The sequence below is a fragment of the Streptomyces sp. NPDC001617 genome (assembly GCF_053596855.1).
The window spans coordinates 38714-56824 of sequence record NZ_JBSFHA010000050.1 but is presented as its reverse complement, the minus strand read 5'-3'; the positions used below and the strand labels follow the sequence as shown (position 1 = coordinate 56824).

Here is an 18111-nt window from a genome sequence, read left to right as displayed (position 1 = left end):
CGGAGACCCGATGGAACGACGTCAGCTGGAATATTTCATCGCCGTGGTCGAACACGGCGGATTCACCGCCGCGGCACTCGCGCTGCATGTCGCTCAGCCCTCGCTTTCGCATGCCATTCGGGCCCTGGAGCGCGAATTCGGCGGAAGTCTTTTCCACCGCCTTCCGCACGGCGTCGTGCTCACCGCGGCAGGTGAGGCGCTGGTACGACCGGCCCAGCAGGTCCTGCGCGACCTGTCCACGGCGGGCTCCCTGGTGCGCGAGGTCCTCGGTCTGGAGGGCGGCCGGCTCGACATCGTCTCCCAGACGACCCTCTCCGTCGATCCGCTCGCCGGCCTGCTCGGGCGCTTCCACCGCGCGCACCCGAAGGTCTCCGTGCGCGTGGTGGACCCGGAGCGCGGAGCCGACGTGGCGGTCATGGTCGCGGCCGGCCGGTGCGAACTCGGTCTGGTGGACGCCTCGGTGCCCACCGGGGACCTCAGCGGGATCGATCTGCCGGCGCAGGAGATGCATGTCGTCCTGCCACCGGACCACCCGCACCCGCCGGGCCCCACCATCACCTCGCGTGAACTGGCCGCGCTGGACCTGATCGTGACGCCCCCGGGCACCGAGACCCGGGTGGCCGTGGACGACGTGTGCACCGCGCTCGGTGTCGCACCGCGGATCGTGGTGGAGACCGCGCACCGAGCGATGATCGTGCCGCTGGTCCTCGCCGGCGTCGGCGCCTCCCTGCTGCCCGCCTCCATGGCCCGGGACGCCGAGATCCGCGGGGCCCGCATGGTCTCCAACCGCCCCCGACTGCTGCGCCACGGGCGCCTGGTCTGGCGGTCGGGCCCGCTGTCGCCCGCCGCCCAGGCCTTCGTGGACCTGACGGCCGCACCGGCCGAGGACTGACGCCTGCTGCCGGTATAGATGTTTTCTACCGCCTTCATTCAAAACCGGTCCAGGGTGATTCTCCGCACCTTGTTGACCTGCGTCGACGCCGAATGACATTTTTGCTGAGCCGTACATGGGCAGGCAGTGGAAGTCCTGCTGCATTGCGCCATTGATTCGGCATTGCGAAAAGTTTGTGAAATTTCCCCGGCGGACCGCATCGGAGAAATGCATGACTGAGTTCGACGCCGGACGGCACATCCTTCCCCGCCCCGACTCCCGCCGGCCCCTGACGACCGCGATGGACGTCCACGAGCAGGAGGCGGCCTTCACGCCCATCGGCCCGGTCCCGCCGCCGCAGGGCGCGCCGAACGTGGTGGTCGTGCTCGTCGACGACCTGGGCTTCGGCACCTCCAGTGCCTTCGGCGGACCGTGCGAGATGCCGGCCGCGGAACGACTTGCCGACGGCGGACTGCGCTACACCCGCTTCCATGTGACGGCCCTCTGCTCGCCGACCCGGCAGGCCCTGCTGACCGGACGCAACCACCACTCGGTGGGCATGGGCGGTACCACCGAGATGACCACGGCGGCTCCCGGATACAACGGCTTCCGCCCGCGCAGCGCGGCCACCCTCGCCCAGATCCTGCAGGGCAACGGCTACAGCACGGCCGCCTTCGGCAAATGGCACCAGACCCCGCCCCGGGAGATCAGCGCGGTCGGCCCGTTCGACCGCTGGCCGACCGGCGAGGGCTTCGACACCTTCTACGGCTTCATGGGCGCCGAGATGAACCACTGGTACCCGCTGCTCTACCAGGGCACCACCCCCATCGAGCCCGACCGCCGCCCCGAGGACGGCTACCACCTCTCCGAGGACCTCGTCGACCACGCCATCGACTGGGTGCGCACCCAGCGCACCCTGACCCCGGGCCGCCCCTTCTTCACCTATCTCGCCCTCGGCGCCGCACACGCACCGCTGCACGTCGCCCCGGAATGGCGGGAGAAGTACCGCGGACACTTCGACCACGGCTGGGACCGCCAGCGCGAACTCACCCTTCAGCGGCAGAAGGAACTCGGCGTGGTGCCCCAGGGCGCGGAACTCGCGAGCTGGGCGGAGGGCGTCCCCCACTGGGACGAACTCACCGGGAACCAGCGCCGGTTGGCCGCCCGCTTCATGGAGACCTTCGCCGGATTCACCGAACACGCGGACGTACAGGTCGGCCGGTTCCTCGACGCCCTCGACGAACTCGGCGAGCTGGACAACACGCTGATCCTCTACATCCTCGGCGACAACGGCGCCTCGGGCGAGGGCGGCATCGAAGGCACCATCGTCGAGCACCGGCTCGGGCACGGCATCGTCGACGACCCGGACGAGATGATCGGGCACCTCGACGAGATCGGCGGCCCGTACAGCTACCCGATCGCCCCGGCGGGCTGGGCGCTGGCGCTCAACACCCCCTACCAGTGGACCAAGCAGGTGGCCTCGCACTTCGGCGGCACCAGGGACGGCATGATCCTGCACTGGCCCGGTGGAGTCCCCGAACGCGGCGGCCTGCGCCACCAGTTCTCCCACGTCATCGACGTCCTGCCGACGATCCTGGACTGCGTCGGCATCCCGGCACCGTTCAGCGTCGACGGCGTGACACAGCAGCCCATCGAGGGCACCAGCATGTGGCGCACCCTCACCGATCCCGAGGCGCCCGAACACCGTCGTACGCAGTACTTCGAGATGTGCGGCAACCGGGGCATCTACCACGAGGGCTGGATGGCGGTCACCCGGCACGGCATCCCGTGGGAGATGGTGCCCGACAAGAACAAGCGATTCGCCGACGACGTCTGGGAGTTGTACGACCTCACCACGGACTGGAGCCAGGCCCACGACCTCGCCGCCGAGCATCCCGCCCTGCTGCGCCGACTGCAGGACCTGTTCCTGATCGAGGCGGCCAAGTACCAGGTCTTCCCGCTGGACGACCGCGTCACCGAGCGGGAGAACCCCGCCGTGGCCGGACGCATCGACCTGCTCGGCGACCGCACCTCCGTGACGTACCGCGGCGGCATGCGGCGGTTCACGGAGGAGACCACACCCAACATCAAGAACCGCTCGCACAGCATCACCGCGGACATCGAGACACCGGAGACGCCGGCCGAGGGCGTGCTCATCGCACAGGGCGGTCGGTTCGGCGGCTGGTCCCTGTACGTCACCGAGGGGCAACCGGCCTACGTCTACAACTACTTCGGGATGAACCTCTACACCGTGCGCGGCGACCGGCCCCTGACACCGGGACGGCACGAGGTGCGGCTCGAGTTCGACTACGACGGCGGCGGGCTCGGCAAGGGCGGGACCGCCACGCTCCTGGTGGACGGCGAGCGGCAGGCCACCGGACGGGTCGAGCAGACCATCCCGTACTACTTCTCCTTCGACGAGACGCTCGACGTCGGGGTGGATCTGAGCACACCGGTGACCGACGACTACCCCGTCCTCGACAACGAGTTCACCGGGGTCGTGCACACCGTCCGCATCGACCTGGACGCCGCGGCCGGGGAGCAGACGGAATTCGACGGCGGGTTGCACCGGCGCGTGATGGGGGCCCAGTGAACTGCTGCGCGCCGTCCGGCGGTCGGGACACGGGGCGGTCACCGGACCGGCCGACAGCGGTCCGCCCGCCGACCACCGAGGGCATGGTGGCCGTCCCCGCCGGCGAGTTCCTCATGGGCAGCGAGGACGCCCTCGCCTACCCCGCCGACGGCGAAGGCCCGGTGCGGACGGCGTCCGTCGACGCCTTCTGGATCGACGCCTGCACGGTGTCCAACGAGCAGTTCGCCCGTTTCGCCGACGAGACCGGGTACCGCACCTCCGCCGAGCGGATCGGCTGGTCGTTCGTCTTCGCCGGTCTGCTCCCGGACGACTTCCCGCCCACCCGGGGCGTGGTGGGCGCACCCTGGTGGCGCCAGGTGGAGGGCGCCGACTGGCGTCGCCCCGACGGACCGCACTCCACCTGGCGGGACCGGCCGGACCACCCGGTCGTCCACGTCGACTGGGACGACGCCCACGCCTACTGCGCCTGGGCCGGCAAACGCCTGCCCACGGAGACGGAATGGGAGCGCGCCGCCCGAGGCGGACTGCACGCCAAGGTGTTCCCCTGGGGCGACGAGCGCGAACCGGGCGGCCGCCCCCGGATGAACGTCTGGCAGGGCGACTTCCCGAACCGTCACTCGACGGCCGACGGCTGGTACGGCACCTGCCCGGTCGACGCGTACGAGCCCAACGGCTTCGGCCTGTACAACGCCACCGGCAACGTCTGGGAGTGGTGCGCCGACACCTTCTCCCCCTCCCGCGGCGGACGGCAGCGTGTCGCCAAGGGCGGCTCCTACCTGTGCCACGCCTCCTACTGCCGCCGCTACCGCGTCGCCGCGAGGCAGGGCCTGTTCCCCGACTCGGCCACCGGCAACGTGGGGTTCCGGTGCGCCCTCGACCTCGACCCGATCACTCAGCCGTCGGCGCGCCGCGCGGACGCGTAAGGAGCAGGACACCATGGCAGGACACTGGAGAGCCGGCGCGGCCGGCCTGGCCGTTCTCGGCCTCACCCTCACCGCCTGCGGCGGCGCGAAGGTCGGCGACAACTCGGCTGCTGCGGACAGCGGATCGGGCAAGTGCGGCACCTTCAACCTCGCGGACAACCCCTGGGTGGGCTACGAGGCGGACGCGGCCGTCGTCGGCTATGTGGCGGAGCAGAAGCTCGGCTGCAAGGTCGTCAAGAAGAACCTGAAGGCGGAGATCGGCTGGCAGGGCTTCGAGACCGGCGAGGTCGACGCCATCCTCGAGAACTGGGGCCACGAGGAGCTGAAGAAGAAGTACATCACCCAGCAGAAGAGCGCGGTCGACCTGGGCGAGACGGGCAACAAGGGCATCATCGGCTGGTACGTCCCGCCGTGGATCGCGAAGAAGTACCCGGACATCACCGACTGGAAGAACCTCAACAAGTACGCGTCGCACTTCAAGACCTCCGAGTCCGGCAGCAAGGGCCAGCTCCTCGACGGCGACCCGTCGTACCAGACCAACGACGCGGCCCTGGTGAAGAACCTGAAGCTGAACTTCAAGGTGGTGTACGCGGGCAGTGAGACGGCGCTCATCCAGGCCTTCCGGGACGCCGAGAAGAACAGGAAATGGGTGATCGGCTACTTCTACGAGCCGCAGTGGTTCTTCTCGGAGGTACCGCTGGTCCACATCCACCTGCCCAAGCACACCACGGGCTGTGACGCCGACCCGGCGAAGGTCGCCTGCGACTACCCCGTGTTCGACCTCGACAAGATCGTCAGTACGAGGTTCGCGAAGTCCGGCAGCCCCGCCTACGACCTGGTGAAGAACTTCACCTGGACCAACACCGACCAGAACACCGTGGCGAAGTACATCGCGGTGGACAAGATGACGCCGGATGCCGCGGCGAAGAAGTGGGTCGACGCCCATCCGGACAAGGTCAGGGCCTGGCTCGGGTAGGCGCTCCGACCGAGCGCCCCGCCCACGAAGGGGGCTCTTCCGTCAGGGAGCCGAGCGTTGCCAGGACCGAGTCGGGGAACGGGGTCGCCCGGCCGGCCGCCTGGTCGACATGGAGCGCGAGCAGTTCGATGGTGGCCACCGGGTCGGCATCGGCTGCCGCCTCCGTGCCCGCGTACATCTCGTGCGTGAACCACGCCTTCTTCCCGGTCGCACTCAACACCCTCGTCCGAACGGCGAGTTGAGCGCCCAACGGTACGTCCCGCAGATAGCGGACATGAGACTCGACCGTGTACATCGAGCAGCCGGTGCTCTTGCGATACGCGGGGTCCATCCCCGTGAGCACCATCAGCGTGTCCGTCGCGAAGCCGAAGACGAGGACGTAGAACGCCTCGCTCATATGGCCGTTGTAGTCGATCCACTCCGGGCGCACGGTCTCGCGGAACAACGGAAGGCGTGGCGGGTTCACTCGGTGCCCTCCCCGGGCAGTCGGCCGGTGGCGCGCAGGACGGCGATGACGCCCCGGTCGCGTTCGGCGACCAGGTCTGCGAGGGTACGGCCGTCGGCGGCGTCGTCACAGCCGGCGACGACCGCGTCGTAGAGCGCCTTGTCCAGCTCGGGGGCCTCAAGGCGGGTCCACGGGGACTTCAGGGACGGCCCGAAGTGGTCGAGCATACGGGCCATTCCGCCTTCCCCGCCCGCGAGGGCGAAGGTGAGCATCGGGCCCATGATCGCCCAACGCAGGCCGGGGCCCTCGGTGATGGACAGGTCGATGTCGCGGACCGTCGCCTCACCGCCCGCCACCATGTGCAGGGCCTCCCGCCACAGCGCTTCCTGGAGGCGGTTGGCGATGAAGCCGGGGACCTCGCGGTGCATGGTGATGACCGACTTGCCCGCCACCTCGTAGAAGCGAGCCGCCCACCGCACCGCCTCCGGATCCGTCCGCTCCCCGCCGACCACCTCCACCAGCGGGATGAGATACGGCGGGTTGAACGGGTGGCCGACGACCAGCCGGCCCGGCGTGGCCGCCTCGGTCTGCAGGTCGGTCATGGGGTAGCCGGAGGTGGAGGAGGCGATGACGACCCCCGCGGGCGTCGTGGCGTCCAGCTGTGCCAGCAGTTCGCGCTTGAGGTCGAGCTTCTCCGGGGCGCTCTCCTGCACGAACTGCGCGTCGGCGACGGCCTCGTCGAGTGTCGCGGTCACGGTGAGCCGGTCCGGCGAGGCGCCAGGTGCGAGCCCGAGCTGTTCGAGCGCGGGCCAGGCGGCCTCGACGAGGCGCCGCAGCCGGGGCTCGGCGTCGGGGGCCGGATCCCAGGCCGTGACCTCGTAGCCACGGGCCAGGAAGTGGGCGACCCAGCCACCGCCGATCACTCCCGCGCCGACGCAGGCGACGCGGCGGACGTCCTCGGGTGCGCAAGTCTCCGTCATCCACGGCTCCTTGAAGTGAGGGAGAGGGGAACCACAGGTCAACCGCGCGGCTTCAGGCCGAGCTTGAGGCGGGCTTCGTCGGGGGTGGCGACCCGCGCCCCCAATGCCTCCACGATCGTCACGGCGCGCTCCACCAACTGTGCGTTGGTCGCCTTGACGCCCTTGCCCAGATACAGGTTGTCCTCCAGGCCGACCCGCACATGTCCGCCGAGCAGCATCGACTGCGCCACCCACGGCATCTGCATCCGGCCCAGCGCGAAGCTGGCCCACTGGGCCCCCTCCGGCAGCAGGTTCACCATCGACTGCAGCACCCCGGGGTCGGCCGGCGCGCCCCACGGGATGCCCATGCACAGCTGGAACACGGTCGGCTCGTCCAGCAGCCCTTCGGCGAGCAGCTTCTTGGCGAACCACAGCTGCCCGGTGTCGAAGATCTCCAACTCCGGCCGCACGCCCAGCTCCTGGATGCGCCTGGCGCCGGTGCGCAGCATGTCGGGTGTGGAGACGTAGAGGTTGGAGCCGTCTCCGAAGTTCAGCGAACCGCAGTCCAGGGTGCAGATGTCGGGCAGCAGGTCCTCGACGTGCGGCAGCCGCTCCAGACCGCCGACCAGATCGGTGCCCGGCAGTTGCTTGAGCGGTTCCTCCGGGTCGACGACCAGGTCGCCGCCCATACCCGCGGTGAGGTTGATGACGACGTCGGTGCCGGTCTCCTTGATGCGCTCGACGACCTCGCGGTACAGCCGCGGATCGCGGGAGGGCGCTCCGGTGTCGGGATCGCGCACGTGGATGTGGACCGCGGCGGCACCGGCCTCGGCCGCCTGCACCGCCGACGCGGCGATCTGCTCAGGGGTGACGGGGACGTGCGGGCTCTTGCGCACGGTGTCGCCGGCGCCGGTGAGGGCGCACGTGATGATGACGTCCTGATTCATGGCCGCGCTGGTTCCTCTCGGAGGCGGGCGACTGGGACCCCACGACCGTAACCGCGCACAAGCCGAAGCAGCAAGACCCTTCGTTTCATGATGCGTGCAGTCACCGCACATTATGAACGCTCGTGTGACGTCAGAGGGCCTGCGCCGCGTGCGCGATCTCGTCGGCCGCCGCCCGCACCAGCGGACCCAGCGTCGTGAACCTCGCCTCGGGCACCCGGTCCTGCGGCCCCCAGATGCTGACCACCGCGAACGGCCGGCCGCGGCTGCCGAGCACCGGTGCGGAGACTCCGTACAGATTCCGCTCCATCTCGCCCACGCAGACGCTGTATCCACGCTCCCGTGTCTCCTCCAACTCGGCCCGCAACCGCGCCCGGTCCGTGACCGTGGTGTCCGTGAAAGCGTCCAACGGGCCGGTGAGCAGGGCCTCCGCCTCCTCCTCGGGCAGCCAGGCGAGCAGCGCCTTGCCCGTCGACGTGGCGTGCAGCGGCACCTGCCGACCCAGCCACTTGGCGCTCAGCACCACCGGCGGGGTGACCTCGTCGATGTACGTCAGCCCGAACTGCTGCACCACCGCCAGGTTCGCGGTCTCGCCGGTCTGCTCGCTGACCCGGCTCAGCGTGCCGTGCGCACGGCGGATCAGACCGTCGAAGCCGGCGGCCGAGGCCATCCGGGTCACCTCGAAGCCGATCGTGTAGCGGTTGGTGACGGGGCTGCGCTCCACCAGGCCGAACTGCTCCAGCGTGGACAGCAGCCGCCAGGCCGTGGCGCGGTTGAGGTCGCACCGGGCGGCCAGGCTGGCGGCCGTGTCGCCGTCCGGCGCGCTGTCGGCCGTGGCCTGCAACAGGGTGATCGCCCGCTCCAGCGACTGGACCTTGCCCGAGGTGGTGTCGGCGGTGGACTCGGCCTTGGACATACGCGTCCCTTCCTTGGCTTTGGACGATACGCGGCCTACCATCTCATTATTCGATCGGCCATCGCACCATGTGAACGCCTCCCTTCGGTCTATACGGACCGGATGGTGGGATCGACCACCTCGTCCGTCCGGCCGACCGCTCGGGCGGCCCGGCGGCGACCTCTCGGCCGAACGGCTGATGGCGGCGGCGAACGCACGCCGAAGAATGATCGGGCAGCCGGTACTGCATCCCCTGAGCAGGAGAGACCCCTGGCGACGATGCCGTCGCGCCCCGGGGCACCTGTCCGTCCAGCGCCGGTGACACCGCTCACCCGCTGAACGGAGACGCCCTCCCATGCCGGCCACCGCCGAACTACTTCGCGCCCCGGCGCGCCACACCTCCCCCCTCCGTAAGGGGCCGCTTCGCCGGGTGCGGCGGCTGGTCCGTCGTCACCGTGTCCCGCTGCTCGCCACCCTCACCATGCTGCCGCTCTACGTGGTGTGGGCGGTCTTCCGCGCCAACGGCGGCGGTGACCTCGCGGCCCAGGAGACCTGGGCGCGGTTCGCCGCCGAGCAGGGCGGTTCGGCCTATGGGCTGTTCTGGTACGGCGGTGTCCACACCGCCAACTACGGCGTCATCTCCCCTTATCTGATGGGCGCGTTCGGTGTGCGGACCGTCGCGTTGGCCTCCGGGCCGGCCGCCGGCTGGCTGGCCGCGGTCCTGTTCGTGCGGTCCGGGACGCGGTGGCCGCTCGCGCCCGCACTGATGGCGGCCTTCGGGCTGTGGGTCAATGTCGCGGCGGGGCGGGTGACGTTCGCGCTGGGCGTCGCCTTCGCGCTCGCCGCCCTCGTGCTGCTGGTGGGGGAGCGGCGGCCGGTGCTCGCGGCCGGGTACGCGCTGCTCGCCACCGCGGCCAGCCCGGTCGCCGGACTGTTCCTGGTCGCGGCAGGCGCGGCCTACGCTCTGGTCCGTGACCGGCGCCGGGGCCTCGCGCTCACGCTGCCGCCCTTCGTGGTCGTGGGCACGACCACGCTGCTGTTCCCCTTCCACGGTCAGGAACCCATGGCCACGGGCCGGATCTGGTGCCCCGCCGTGCTCGGAGCGGCGGTGGCGCTCTGGGCGCCGCGCGGCTGGCGGGTCGTGCGGTGCGGCGGCGCCGTGTACACGGTCGGTGTCCTGCTGTCGTATCTGATCGCCTCACCCGTCGGCGCCAACGTCGAGCGGCTCGCCCTCCTGTTCGCGCCCGCGGTGCTGCTCGCCGCCCTGCTGGAGGCGCCACGCCGGCGTCGTGCCGTGCTCGCCCTCGCTCTCGCCGGTTCCCTGTTCTGGCTGGGCTCGGGCACCCCCACCTCCTTCCTGCGCGGTTCGTCCCAGGTCCCCGCCTGGGCCGCCGACACCCACGCCGTGGTCCAGGCGCTGAACCGGCTCGGCGCGGACCGCGCCCGCGTGGAGGTCGTGCCGACCCGGGACCACCGCGAGGCCGCCCTCCTGTCCCCGCACGTCAACCTGGCCCGCGGCTGGAACACCCAGCTGGACCTGGAGCGAGGCCGCGTCTTCTACGACGGCACCTTCTCGGCCGCGAACTACCGTGCCTGGATCGACCGTTGGGCCGTGGGCTACGTCGTCCTGCCCGATGCCGAGCCGGACCGGTACGGGGCGGCCGAGGCGGCCCTCGTGCGCGGCAGGCCCGCCTGGCTGGAGCCCGTGTGGAGCGACGCGCACTGGAAGGTGTACCGGGTGCGGGACGCCGTACCGCTGGTGTCGGCGCCCGCCACGGTGATCCGTACCGCCAGCGCCGAACTCGTCGTACGGATGCCACGGCCGGGGTCGGTCACCGTCCGGGTCGCGTACTCGCCGTGGCTGCGTGTGGACGGCGGATCCCTGCACGGGCAGGGCGAGTTCACGCGGCTGACGGTCGATCGCCCGGGCGAGTACCGGATCGGGTCGTCGTACCTGGCGCGGTGACTACGACGCCCGGCCGTCGACGACCCAGCAACCCGCGGTGAACCGGACCTCCGGGCCGTGCACGAACGGCTCGAACGCTGCACGGACCGTCTCGATCACCTTCGTCCGGGTCGCCTCGTCCACCTCGCGCAGGGCCTGGCCGACCGAACCCATCCGGCTGAAGTAGCCGACCAACTGCCGTTCGGGGAAGGCGCATTCCACGTCGAGCGGCCGGACGTCGATCCCGGTCCAGCCGCTCTCCGCCAGGATGCGCCGGACCCGGTCCGCATCCGCGAACGCGAACTGGCCCGGCTCGTCCGGTCGGCGGACGGGGAGGTCCGGCAGGAACGGGGCCGCGGCGCGCTCGGCCGTCGTCATGAACGGATTGTCGGCGGGGCCGCGCCAGGCGACGAACCGGAGCCGGGCCCCGTCCCGGGCCGCCCGCCGCAGATTGGCGAACGCCCGGACCGAGTCGTAGAAGAACATGACGCCGAACCGGGAGATGACGGCGTCGAAGGCGCCCGGTTCGAAGGCGTGGTCCTGCGCGTCGGCACGGACGAACGTCGCGGGCGTGTCTTCCCGCTCGGCGCGCTCCCGGGCGGCGACGATCATCGGCTCGGAGATGTCGACGCCCACACAGCGGGCCCGCGGTCCGAGCCGCCGTGCGACGGCCAGCGTCGTGCCGCCGGTCCCACAGCCGACGTCCAGCACCCGGCCCTCGGGGCCCACGGACGCGGCGACGGCATCGACGAGCGGCACCTCGAACGGCCTGAGCAACCCGTCGAGCACCCCCTGCGCCTCGACCCAGGCCTGCCCGGCGGCTCCGCTCCAGCGGGCCGCCTGTTCGTCACCCGTGCTGTGCTGCACACCCATGATCGTCTCCTGTACTTGCCTTCATCGGGTCAGGATGACACCGTCCTACTTCAAGCCGACTTGAGGTCAAGCCAATGACACTCCTGGACATCGCCGAGGTGGTGGAGCGCACCGGGCTGCCCGCCTCGACGCTGCGGTTCTACGAGGAGAAGGGGCTGATCACGCCGGTCGGTCGGCGGGGTCTGCGCCGGCAGTACGACCCCGGCGTGCTGGAGCGACTGGCGCTGATCGCGTTGGCGCGCGCCGCAGGGTTCTCGCTCGACGAGATCGCGCTGATGTTCGCGCCGGACGGGCAGCCCCGTATCGACCGCGAGGCGCTGGCGACCAAGGCGGACGAGCTGGACCGGCGGATCGCCGAACTGGGCGTCCTGCGCGACTCGCTGCGCCACGCCGCCGCCTGCCCCGCACCCAGCCACATGGAGTGCCCCACCTTCCGCCGCCTGCTGAAGGCAGCCGCGTCCGGAGACGTTCCGCTGCGCCGGAAGCGGGCACTCGGCACGCTGTGAGCCGCCTCGGCCCCGGACGTGCCCACGAGTACGCTCCGTGACGGGAGAGTGGCCGTATCGTCCGCACACCCGACCCTGACTGTCCGGGAGCGGTCCGAGGTGCGACGCTGGGACGAGAGGTATCCGCCGAGGGGACTCGGGAGGGCCCGATGGGACGTGATGTGCCGGCCCTGGTGTTCACGCGGGAGGACCGCCGCAGGTACCGGGACAAGATGCACACCTGCCTCGACGTGCTGGCCCAGATGCTGAGCGAGTCGGGTTTCGAGAGCGAGCGCCCGCAGGTCGGGCTGGAGATCGAGCTCAACCTGGTCGACGAAGCCGGCCTGCCGGCGATGCGGAACACCGAGGTGCTCCAGGCGATCGCCGACCCCGCCTGGTCGAGCGAGCTGGGCCGCTTCAACCTGGAGATCAACATCCCGCCCCGCCGGCTGATCGCCGGTGGTCCGGGTGCCTGGGAGCGGGAGATCCGCGACGCCCTCAACCACGCCGAGGAACGCGCGGCGGCCGTCGGCGCCCACCTCATCATGATCGGCATTCTGCCCACCCTGGGCGAGACGGACGTCGGCGAGGCCGCCCTGTCCGGCGATCCGCGCTACAAACTCCTCAACGAGCAGATCTTCGCGGCCCGCGGCGAGGACCTGCGCATCAGAATCGACGGCGTGGAGAAGCTCTCCATGTACGCCGACGCCATCACCCCCGAGGCCGCCTGCACCAGCACCCAGTTCCATCTCCAGGTCGCCCCGCGGGAGTTCGCCGACTACTGGAACGCCGCCCAGGCCATCGCGGGCGTACAGATCGCCCTCGCCGCGAACGCGCCCTTCCTCTTCGGCCGGGAGCTGTGGCGTGAGACCCGCATCCCCCTCTTCGAACAGGCCACCGACACCCGCCCCCAGGAGATCAAGGCCCAGGGCGTACGGCCCCGGGTGTGGTTCGGAGAGCGCTGGATCACCAGCGTCTTCGACCTGTTCGAGGAGAACGTGCGCTACTTCCCGGCTCTTCTGCCGATCTGCGACGACGAGGACCCGCAGCAGACCCTCGTCGCCGGCGGAGTCCCGGAACTGGGCGAACTGACCCTGCACAACGGCACGATCTACCGCTGGAACCGACCTGTCTACGCCGTCACCGACAGCGGCCCGCATCTGCGCATCGAGAACCGCGTCCTGCCCGCGGGACCCACCGTCGCCGACATCCTCGCCAACGGCGCCTTCTACTACGGCCTCACCCGCGCCCTGGTCGACGAGGACCGCCCGGTGTGGACGCGGATGTCCTTCTCGGTCGCCGAGGAGAACCTGCACACCGCCGCCCGCGACGGCATCGACGCCCGCCTCTACTGGCCCGGCGTCGGCGAAGTCCCGGTCACGGAAATGGTGTTGCGCCGCCTGCTCCCCCTGGCCCACCGCGGCCTCGAACTGTCCGGCATGGACGCGGCCTGGCGCGAACCCCTCCTCGGCGTCATCGAACAGCGCTGTGTCACCGCCCGCAACGGCGCCCTGTGGCAGGCGGAGACGGTCCATCACCTGGAGAAGGCGGGCGCCGACGACCGGCGGGAGGCGCTGCGGCAGATGACCACGACCTATATGGACTACATGCATCTGAACGCACCCGCGCACACCTGGCCCGTCGACTGACGGAGCTCCTGATCAGCCCCGATAACCCCGCAGCTTCCGGTACAGCGTGGCGCGGCCGATGCCCAGGGCCGCCGCCGCCCGCGCCTTGTTGCCGCCGTGCAGGCGCAGGGCCTCCAGGATGGTGGCGCGTTCGGCGTGCTCCATCGGGCTGAGCGGGCGGGGTGCGGGACCCTCGCGCACGGGGTCCGGCAGTTCGGCGCGCCGGACCGGTCCGGTCGAGCGGCGGTGCTCGGCCAACGCCCGTACCAGATGGGCGAGTTCGGTGACGTTGCCGGGCCATGGATGCTGTTCCAGCGCGCGCGACGCGTCCAGTGTCCAGGTGAGCGGAGGCCGACCCGGCGCGGGCCTGGGGGTGAGGGCGGCGAGCAACTCCCTGATGTCGTCGGGGCGTTCGCGCAGTGCGGGGAGCGTGACCGAGCGGGCCGCCAGGGTGTCCAGGAGCCGTTGGAGGCAGGGGCCCGGGGGTGTGCCGGGAGTGTGGGTCACCAGCAGCGGCACGCCCGGACGCGCTGAGAGCAGCGAGTTGAGAGTGGCCGTGTCCGACGGGGCGAGACGCTCGACATGCCGGATGAGGAGCGGGCGGCCTCTCGCCAACTCATCGACCTGACCGCCCAGTTCACTCTCCGCCGCGTCGATGACCAACGGGTGTGCGACCAGCTCCAGCGCCAGCGAGGTCTTCCCGGTGCCCCGCTCGCCCACGAGCAGCAGGGGTTCGGGAGAGCGGGCCAACTCCACCGCACGGCCGACCGCATGTCGCCAGGGCACCGACCGGCCGGCCAGCCCCGGCACGGTTCCTGCGGTAGCTGTCACGGCCGTGTGCCCCACCGGCTCCAGGGCGGCCACCGCACCGACCACCGAGCCCAGATGCTCCACGGGAGTGAGGATCGCCGTGCATCCCGCGCCGTCCGGAAGCCGTATGCGGCACGAGGCCGAAGGCACCGAACCGACCCCGGGCCCCGAGTCCCGCAACAGGGCGGCCGCACCCCGCTCCAACGCCTCCAACCCCTCCGACGACAGCAACTGCCCGGCGGCCTCGCTGACGAGCCGGTTGCGGCCGTCGAGGGCGACGACCGCGCGCGTCCCCTCGCCCGCGGCCCGCAGATACGCGTCCAGCAGCACCCTTTCCGGCGCCCGCGACCGCGCGAGAAGCTCCGCCTCGACGGCGCTCGCCGCGGCCTCCGCGAGCGGCGCCCCCGGATGTGGTCCGCATCCGGCGCACAGCCCGGTCGCCACCGTCAGCGTGCCCAGCGGTTGCCCGGTCTCCGGCGACCGCACCGGCACGCTGACCGCGGAGACGTCCTGCCACAGGTCGAGGAAGTGCTCCGGGCCGTGCACCTCGGCGCGCCGATGGGTGTGCAGGGCGAGGGCCGCGCTGTTGTGGCCGACCGCCTGTTCGGAGAGGTCGCGGCAGGGGTCGCCCGGCCCCTCCCCGCTCGCCCACAGCACCCGCAGCCGCTCGTCGGTGAGGACGAGAGAGGTCCGCCCGGTGCCGAGGGTGGGGGCGATCCGCTCCAGGACGGGCCGGGCCGCGTTGAACAGAGGGGACTGCGGCGCCCGTAGAGGACGGTGGAGCACGTCCGGGGCGGGGTCGCGCACGTCGTGCCGTACGCCGAAGAAACGGGCACGCTTCCAGGCGGCGACGACGTCCTCCGGTACACCGTCCGGCAGTTGGCGCCCCTGCAGGAAAAGCTCCCTGGCCCTGCGCAGCGAGGCGAGGGCAGGGCGGACGGAAGGGTGCTCTGCGGTGGTCACGGCACCGCTCACCCTACCGGGAGCGGTTGAACACGCAACGACCCTCAGCCGTTCCGGCGCACTGTCTCGAATTGAGACACCCACGCCCCCGGGTCCGCATACATGATCTTGAACAGTCGGCGCCTGTTCTCATGTCCCTGGAGCGTTCCCCGTGCACACCGTCGAGCCCGATGTCGTGACCGACGTACTGATCGTCGGCAGTGGTCCCGCAGGCGCCTCCGCCGCGCTCGCCCTGAGCACCTACGGCGTACCGAACATCGTGGTCACCCGCTATGCGAGCCTCGCCGACACCCCCCGCGCGCACATCACCAACCAGCGCACCATGGAGGTGCTGCGCGACCTCGGCGTTGAGGACGAGGTGATCGCCAAGGCGACCCCGCAGCACCTGATGGGCAACACGACCTTCTGCACCAGCCTGGCCGGCGAGGAACTCGGCCGGGTCCGCTCCTGGGGCAACGACCCGCTCGTCCAGGCCGCGCACGACCTCGCCAGCCCCACCCGCATGTGCGACATGCCCCAGCACCTGATGGAGCCGGTGCTCATCGACGCGGCGGTCGCGCGCGGCACCCAGCTGCGGTTCAGCACGGTCTACAAGTCCTTCGTCCAGGACGCCTTCGGCGTGACGGTCACCGTCGAGGACCGGCTGCGCGGCGACGAGTACACCATCCGCGCCAGGTACCTGATCGGCGCCGACGGCGGCCGCAGCCAGGTCGCCGAGGACGCCGGACTCCCCATGGGCGGCCAGATGGGTGTGGCCGGCAGCATCAACATCGTCTTCGACGCGGACCTCAGCAGGTACACCGCCCACCGTCCGTCCACGCTGTACTGGGTCCTCGCGCCGGGCGCCACCGTCGGCGGCATCGGGGCCGGCCTGGTGCGCTGCGTACGGCCGTGGAACGAGTGGCTGATCGTCTGGGGCTACGACGTCACCGCCGGCACCCCCGACCTGACCACCGAGTACGCCGAGTCGATCGTCCGCCAACTGGTCGGCGACGACGAGATCCCGGTGACCATCAAGTCGTCCTCGGCCTGGACGGTCAACGAGATGTACGCCGAGACCTACTCCGACGGCCGTGTCTTCTGCGCCGGCGACGCCACGCACCGCCACCCGCCGTCCAACGGCCTCGGCTCCAACACCTCGATCCAGGACGCGTACAACCTGGCCTGGAAGCTCAAGCTCGTCCTCGACGGCACGGCCTCCCCGAAGCTGCTCGACACCTACACCGCCGAACGCGCCCCGATCGGGCGGCAGATCGTCACCCGGGCCAACAAGTCCATCGGTGAGACGGCCCCCATCTTCGAGGCCCTCGACGGCCTCTCCCCGCAGACGCCCGAGCAGCTGTGGGCCAACATCGCCGCCCGCAAGGACGACACCGAGGCCGCCCAGAAGCAGCGCGCGAAGCTCCGCGAGGCGATCGCCTTCAAGGTCTACGAGTTCAACGCGCACGGCGTCGACCTCAACCAGCGCTACACGTCCGCCGCGATCGTCCCCGACGGCACCGACGATCCCGGCTTCGACCGCGACCCCGAGCTCTACCACCAGCCCACCTCCCGCCCCGGCGCCAAGCTCCCGCACACCTGGATCACGTCCGGCACCCGCACCCTCTCCACCCTCGACACCGTCGGCCGGGGCCGCTTCACCCTGATCACGGGCATCGGCGGCCAGGACTGGCTGCGGGCGGCCGAGGCGCAGGACCTGGAGATCGCCACCGTCGTCATCGGACCGGGCCAGGAGTACGAGGACCCCTACGGCGACTGGGCGCGGCTGAGCGAGGTCGCCGACGGGGGCGCGCTGCTCGTACGGCCGGACGGCTACGTCGCCTTCCGGCACGCCACCGCGGCGGCGTCCGGCGCGGACGCCGAGCGGCTGCTGTCGGACGCGGTGCGACGGGTCCTCGGGCATGCCTGACGAGGGGCAGGGGAACGACCTGAGCGGCGACCTGACCGAGGCCGTCGTCGACAGCCTCGACGGCACGGCCGATCCCCGCCTGCGCGAGGTGCTCACCGCCCTCACCCGTCACCTGCACGCCTTCGTCCGCGAGACCCGGCCGACCATGGCGGAGTGGGAGCGGGCGATCGACTTCCTGACGGCGACCGGGCAGACGTGCACGGACACCCGGCAGGAGTTCGTCCTCCTGTCGGACGTGCTCGGCGTCTCCATGCTCGTCGAGACGCTCAACAGCGACGGGCACGGCACCGAGGGCACCGTCCTGGGCCCGTTCCACATGACCGAGTCCCCGGTCCGGGAACTGGGCGCGGACATCGACCTGGTGGGCGGCGGCGAGCCCTGCGTGGTGAGCGGGCGGGTGCTGTCGCTCGACGGAACTCCCTTGCCGGGCGCGGTGATCGACGTCTGGCAGGCCGACGCCGAGGGGTTCTACGACGTCCAGCAGCCGGAGGTGCAGCCACCGGGCAACGGGCGGGGACTGTTCACGGCGGACGCCGGGGGCCGTTTCTGGTTCCGGACCTGTGTGCCGAGCCCGTACCCGATCCCGACGGACGGTCCGGTGGGGCGGTTGCTGACGGCCACCGGTCGTCATCCGTACCGCCCGGCGCACATCCACTTCATCGCCTCGGCCGAAGGGCATGCGCCGGTCACCACGCACATCTTCGTGGCGGACAGCGACTACCTCGACTCGGACGCGGTGTTCGCCGTCAAGGAGAGCCTCGTGCAGGACTTCGACGCGAACGACGACCCTTCCCTGGCACGGGAGTTCGGCGTCCCCACCCCCTTCCGCCACGCCCGCTTCGACCTCGTACTCGACCCGGCCCCCAAGCACTGAGATCTGGAAGGTGAACTT

15 protein-coding genes are annotated in these 18111 nt (G+C 71.0%); 9 read left to right on the top strand and 6 right to left on the bottom strand.

Translation table 11 applies throughout. The annotated features are described in order from the left end of the window. Positions 1-10 precede the first annotated feature (10 nt). From ACWC09_RS31785 to ACWC09_RS31770, 4 genes are all read left to right on the top strand, one after another. The gene (locus ACWC09_RS31785) at positions 11-892 is read left to right on the top strand and encodes a LysR family transcriptional regulator (protein WP_450854363.1); all 882 of its coding nucleotides are present in this window, start codon (positions 11-13) and stop codon (positions 890-892) included. Between the two features lie 211 nt (positions 893-1103). After that, complete coding sequence (locus ACWC09_RS31780; protein WP_450854362.1) at positions 1104-3464, top strand: arylsulfatase; 2361 nt, start codon at positions 1104-1106, stop codon at positions 3462-3464. Between the two features lie 83 nt (positions 3465-3547). Continuing rightward, positions 3548-4387 (top strand): formylglycine-generating enzyme family protein, encoded by an 840-nt coding sequence (locus ACWC09_RS31775; protein WP_450854361.1) that lies wholly within the window; start codon positions 3548-3550, stop codon positions 4385-4387. Positions 4388-4400: 13 nt separating this feature from the next. Further along, a complete protein-coding gene (locus ACWC09_RS31770) occupies positions 4401-5363 on the top strand; it encodes an ABC transporter substrate-binding protein (protein WP_450854360.1) in 963 nt (320 codons plus the stop codon). Here the strand turns inward: ACWC09_RS31770 and ACWC09_RS31765 are convergent. From ACWC09_RS31765 to ACWC09_RS31750, 4 genes are all read right to left on the bottom strand, one after another. Beyond that, entirely contained in the window at positions 5344-5829 is a 486-nt protein-coding gene (locus ACWC09_RS31765) for a thioesterase family protein (protein WP_450854359.1), read from the bottom strand. The two genes, ACWC09_RS31770 and ACWC09_RS31765, sit on opposite strands and share 20 nt — an antisense overlap. Next, entirely contained in the window at positions 5826-6788 is a 963-nt protein-coding gene (locus ACWC09_RS31760; protein ID WP_450854358.1) for a 3-hydroxyacyl-CoA dehydrogenase NAD-binding domain-containing protein, read from the bottom strand. The genes ACWC09_RS31765 and ACWC09_RS31760 overlap by 4 nt, the downstream gene beginning before the upstream one ends. 38 nt (positions 6789-6826) lie before the next feature. Next, positions 6827-7714 (bottom strand): 3-keto-5-aminohexanoate cleavage protein, encoded by an 888-nt coding sequence (locus tag ACWC09_RS31755; protein ID WP_450854357.1) that lies wholly within the window; start codon positions 7712-7714, stop codon positions 6827-6829. Positions 7715-7844: 130 nt separating this feature from the next. Next, entirely contained in the window at positions 7845-8627 is a 783-nt protein-coding gene (locus tag ACWC09_RS31750; protein WP_450854356.1) for an IclR family transcriptional regulator, read from the bottom strand. Between the two features lie 334 nt (positions 8628-8961). Between ACWC09_RS31750 and ACWC09_RS31745 the strand changes: the two genes are divergently transcribed. Further along, positions 8962-10572 (top strand): hypothetical protein, encoded by a 1611-nt coding sequence (locus ACWC09_RS31745; protein WP_450854355.1) that lies wholly within the window; start codon positions 8962-8964, stop codon positions 10570-10572. Here ACWC09_RS31745 and ACWC09_RS31740 read toward each other — a convergent pair whose 3' ends face one another. Then, positions 10573-11424, bottom strand: coding sequence for a class I SAM-dependent methyltransferase (locus tag ACWC09_RS31740; protein ID WP_450854354.1), 852 nt, complete (start codon positions 11422-11424; stop codon positions 10573-10575). Between the two features lie 74 nt (positions 11425-11498). On the opposite strand from ACWC09_RS31740, the gene ACWC09_RS31735 reads away from it, so the two are divergent. Both ACWC09_RS31735 and ACWC09_RS31730 read left to right on the top strand, forming a co-directional pair. Beyond that, the gene (locus tag ACWC09_RS31735) at positions 11499-11930 is read left to right on the top strand and encodes a helix-turn-helix domain-containing protein (RefSeq protein WP_450854353.1); all 432 of its coding nucleotides are present in this window, start codon (positions 11499-11501) and stop codon (positions 11928-11930) included. 149 nt (positions 11931-12079) lie between these two features. Beyond that, positions 12080-13558: a glutamate--cysteine ligase gene (locus ACWC09_RS31730; protein ID WP_450854352.1), complete on the top strand. Its 1479-nt coding sequence runs from the start codon at positions 12080-12082 to the stop codon at positions 13556-13558. Between the two features lie 12 nt (positions 13559-13570). Here ACWC09_RS31730 and ACWC09_RS31725 read toward each other — a convergent pair whose 3' ends face one another. Further along, positions 13571-15310, bottom strand: a complete 1740-nt coding sequence (locus ACWC09_RS31725; protein WP_450854351.1) for a sigma-54-dependent Fis family transcriptional regulator — start codon at positions 15308-15310, stop codon at positions 13571-13573. A gap of 151 nt (positions 15311-15461) precedes the next feature. Here ACWC09_RS31725 and ACWC09_RS31720 point away from each other — a divergent pair, with 151 nt between their 5' ends. Further along, positions 15462-17219, top strand: a complete 1758-nt coding sequence (locus ACWC09_RS31720) for an FAD-dependent oxidoreductase (RefSeq protein WP_450854350.1) — start codon at positions 15462-15464, stop codon at positions 17217-17219. Beyond that, complete coding sequence (locus ACWC09_RS31715; RefSeq protein ID WP_450854349.1) at positions 17212-18093, top strand: intradiol ring-cleavage dioxygenase; 882 nt, start codon at positions 17212-17214, stop codon at positions 18091-18093. The genes ACWC09_RS31720 and ACWC09_RS31715 overlap by 8 nt, the downstream gene beginning before the upstream one ends. The last annotated feature ends 18 nt before the right edge of the window (positions 18094-18111 follow it).

Coding starts and splice junctions, on each gene's coding strand:
- ACWC09_RS31785 (WP_450854363.1), top strand. CDS start 11: ATGGAACGACGTCAGCTGGAATATTTCATCGCCGTGGTCGAACACGGC.
- ACWC09_RS31780 (WP_450854362.1), top strand. CDS start 1,104: ATGACTGAGTTCGACGCCGGACGGCACATCCTTCCCCGCCCCGACTCC.
- ACWC09_RS31775 (WP_450854361.1), top strand. CDS start 3,548: ATGGTGGCCGTCCCCGCCGGCGAGTTCCTCATGGGCAGCGAGGACGCC.
- ACWC09_RS31770 (WP_450854360.1), top strand. CDS start 4,401: ATGGCAGGACACTGGAGAGCCGGCGCGGCCGGCCTGGCCGTTCTCGGC.
- ACWC09_RS31760 (WP_450854358.1), bottom strand. CDS start 6,788: ATGACGGAGACTTGCGCACCCGAGGACGTCCGCCGCGTCGCCTGCGTC.
- ACWC09_RS31755 (WP_450854357.1), bottom strand. CDS start 7,714: ATGAATCAGGACGTCATCATCACGTGCGCCCTCACCGGCGCCGGCGAC.
- ACWC09_RS31750 (WP_450854356.1), bottom strand. CDS start 8,627: ATGTCCAAGGCCGAGTCCACCGCCGACACCACCTCGGGCAAGGTCCAG.
- ACWC09_RS31745 (WP_450854355.1), top strand. CDS start 8,962: ATGCCGGCCACCGCCGAACTACTTCGCGCCCCGGCGCGCCACACCTCC.
- ACWC09_RS31740 (WP_450854354.1), bottom strand. CDS start 11,424: ATGGGTGTGCAGCACAGCACGGGTGACGAACAGGCGGCCCGCTGGAGC.
- ACWC09_RS31735 (WP_450854353.1), top strand. CDS start 11,499: ATGACACTCCTGGACATCGCCGAGGTGGTGGAGCGCACCGGGCTGCCC.
- ACWC09_RS31730 (WP_450854352.1), top strand. CDS start 12,080: ATGGGACGTGATGTGCCGGCCCTGGTGTTCACGCGGGAGGACCGCCGC.
- ACWC09_RS31715 (WP_450854349.1), top strand. CDS start 17,212: ATGCCTGACGAGGGGCAGGGGAACGACCTGAGCGGCGACCTGACCGAG.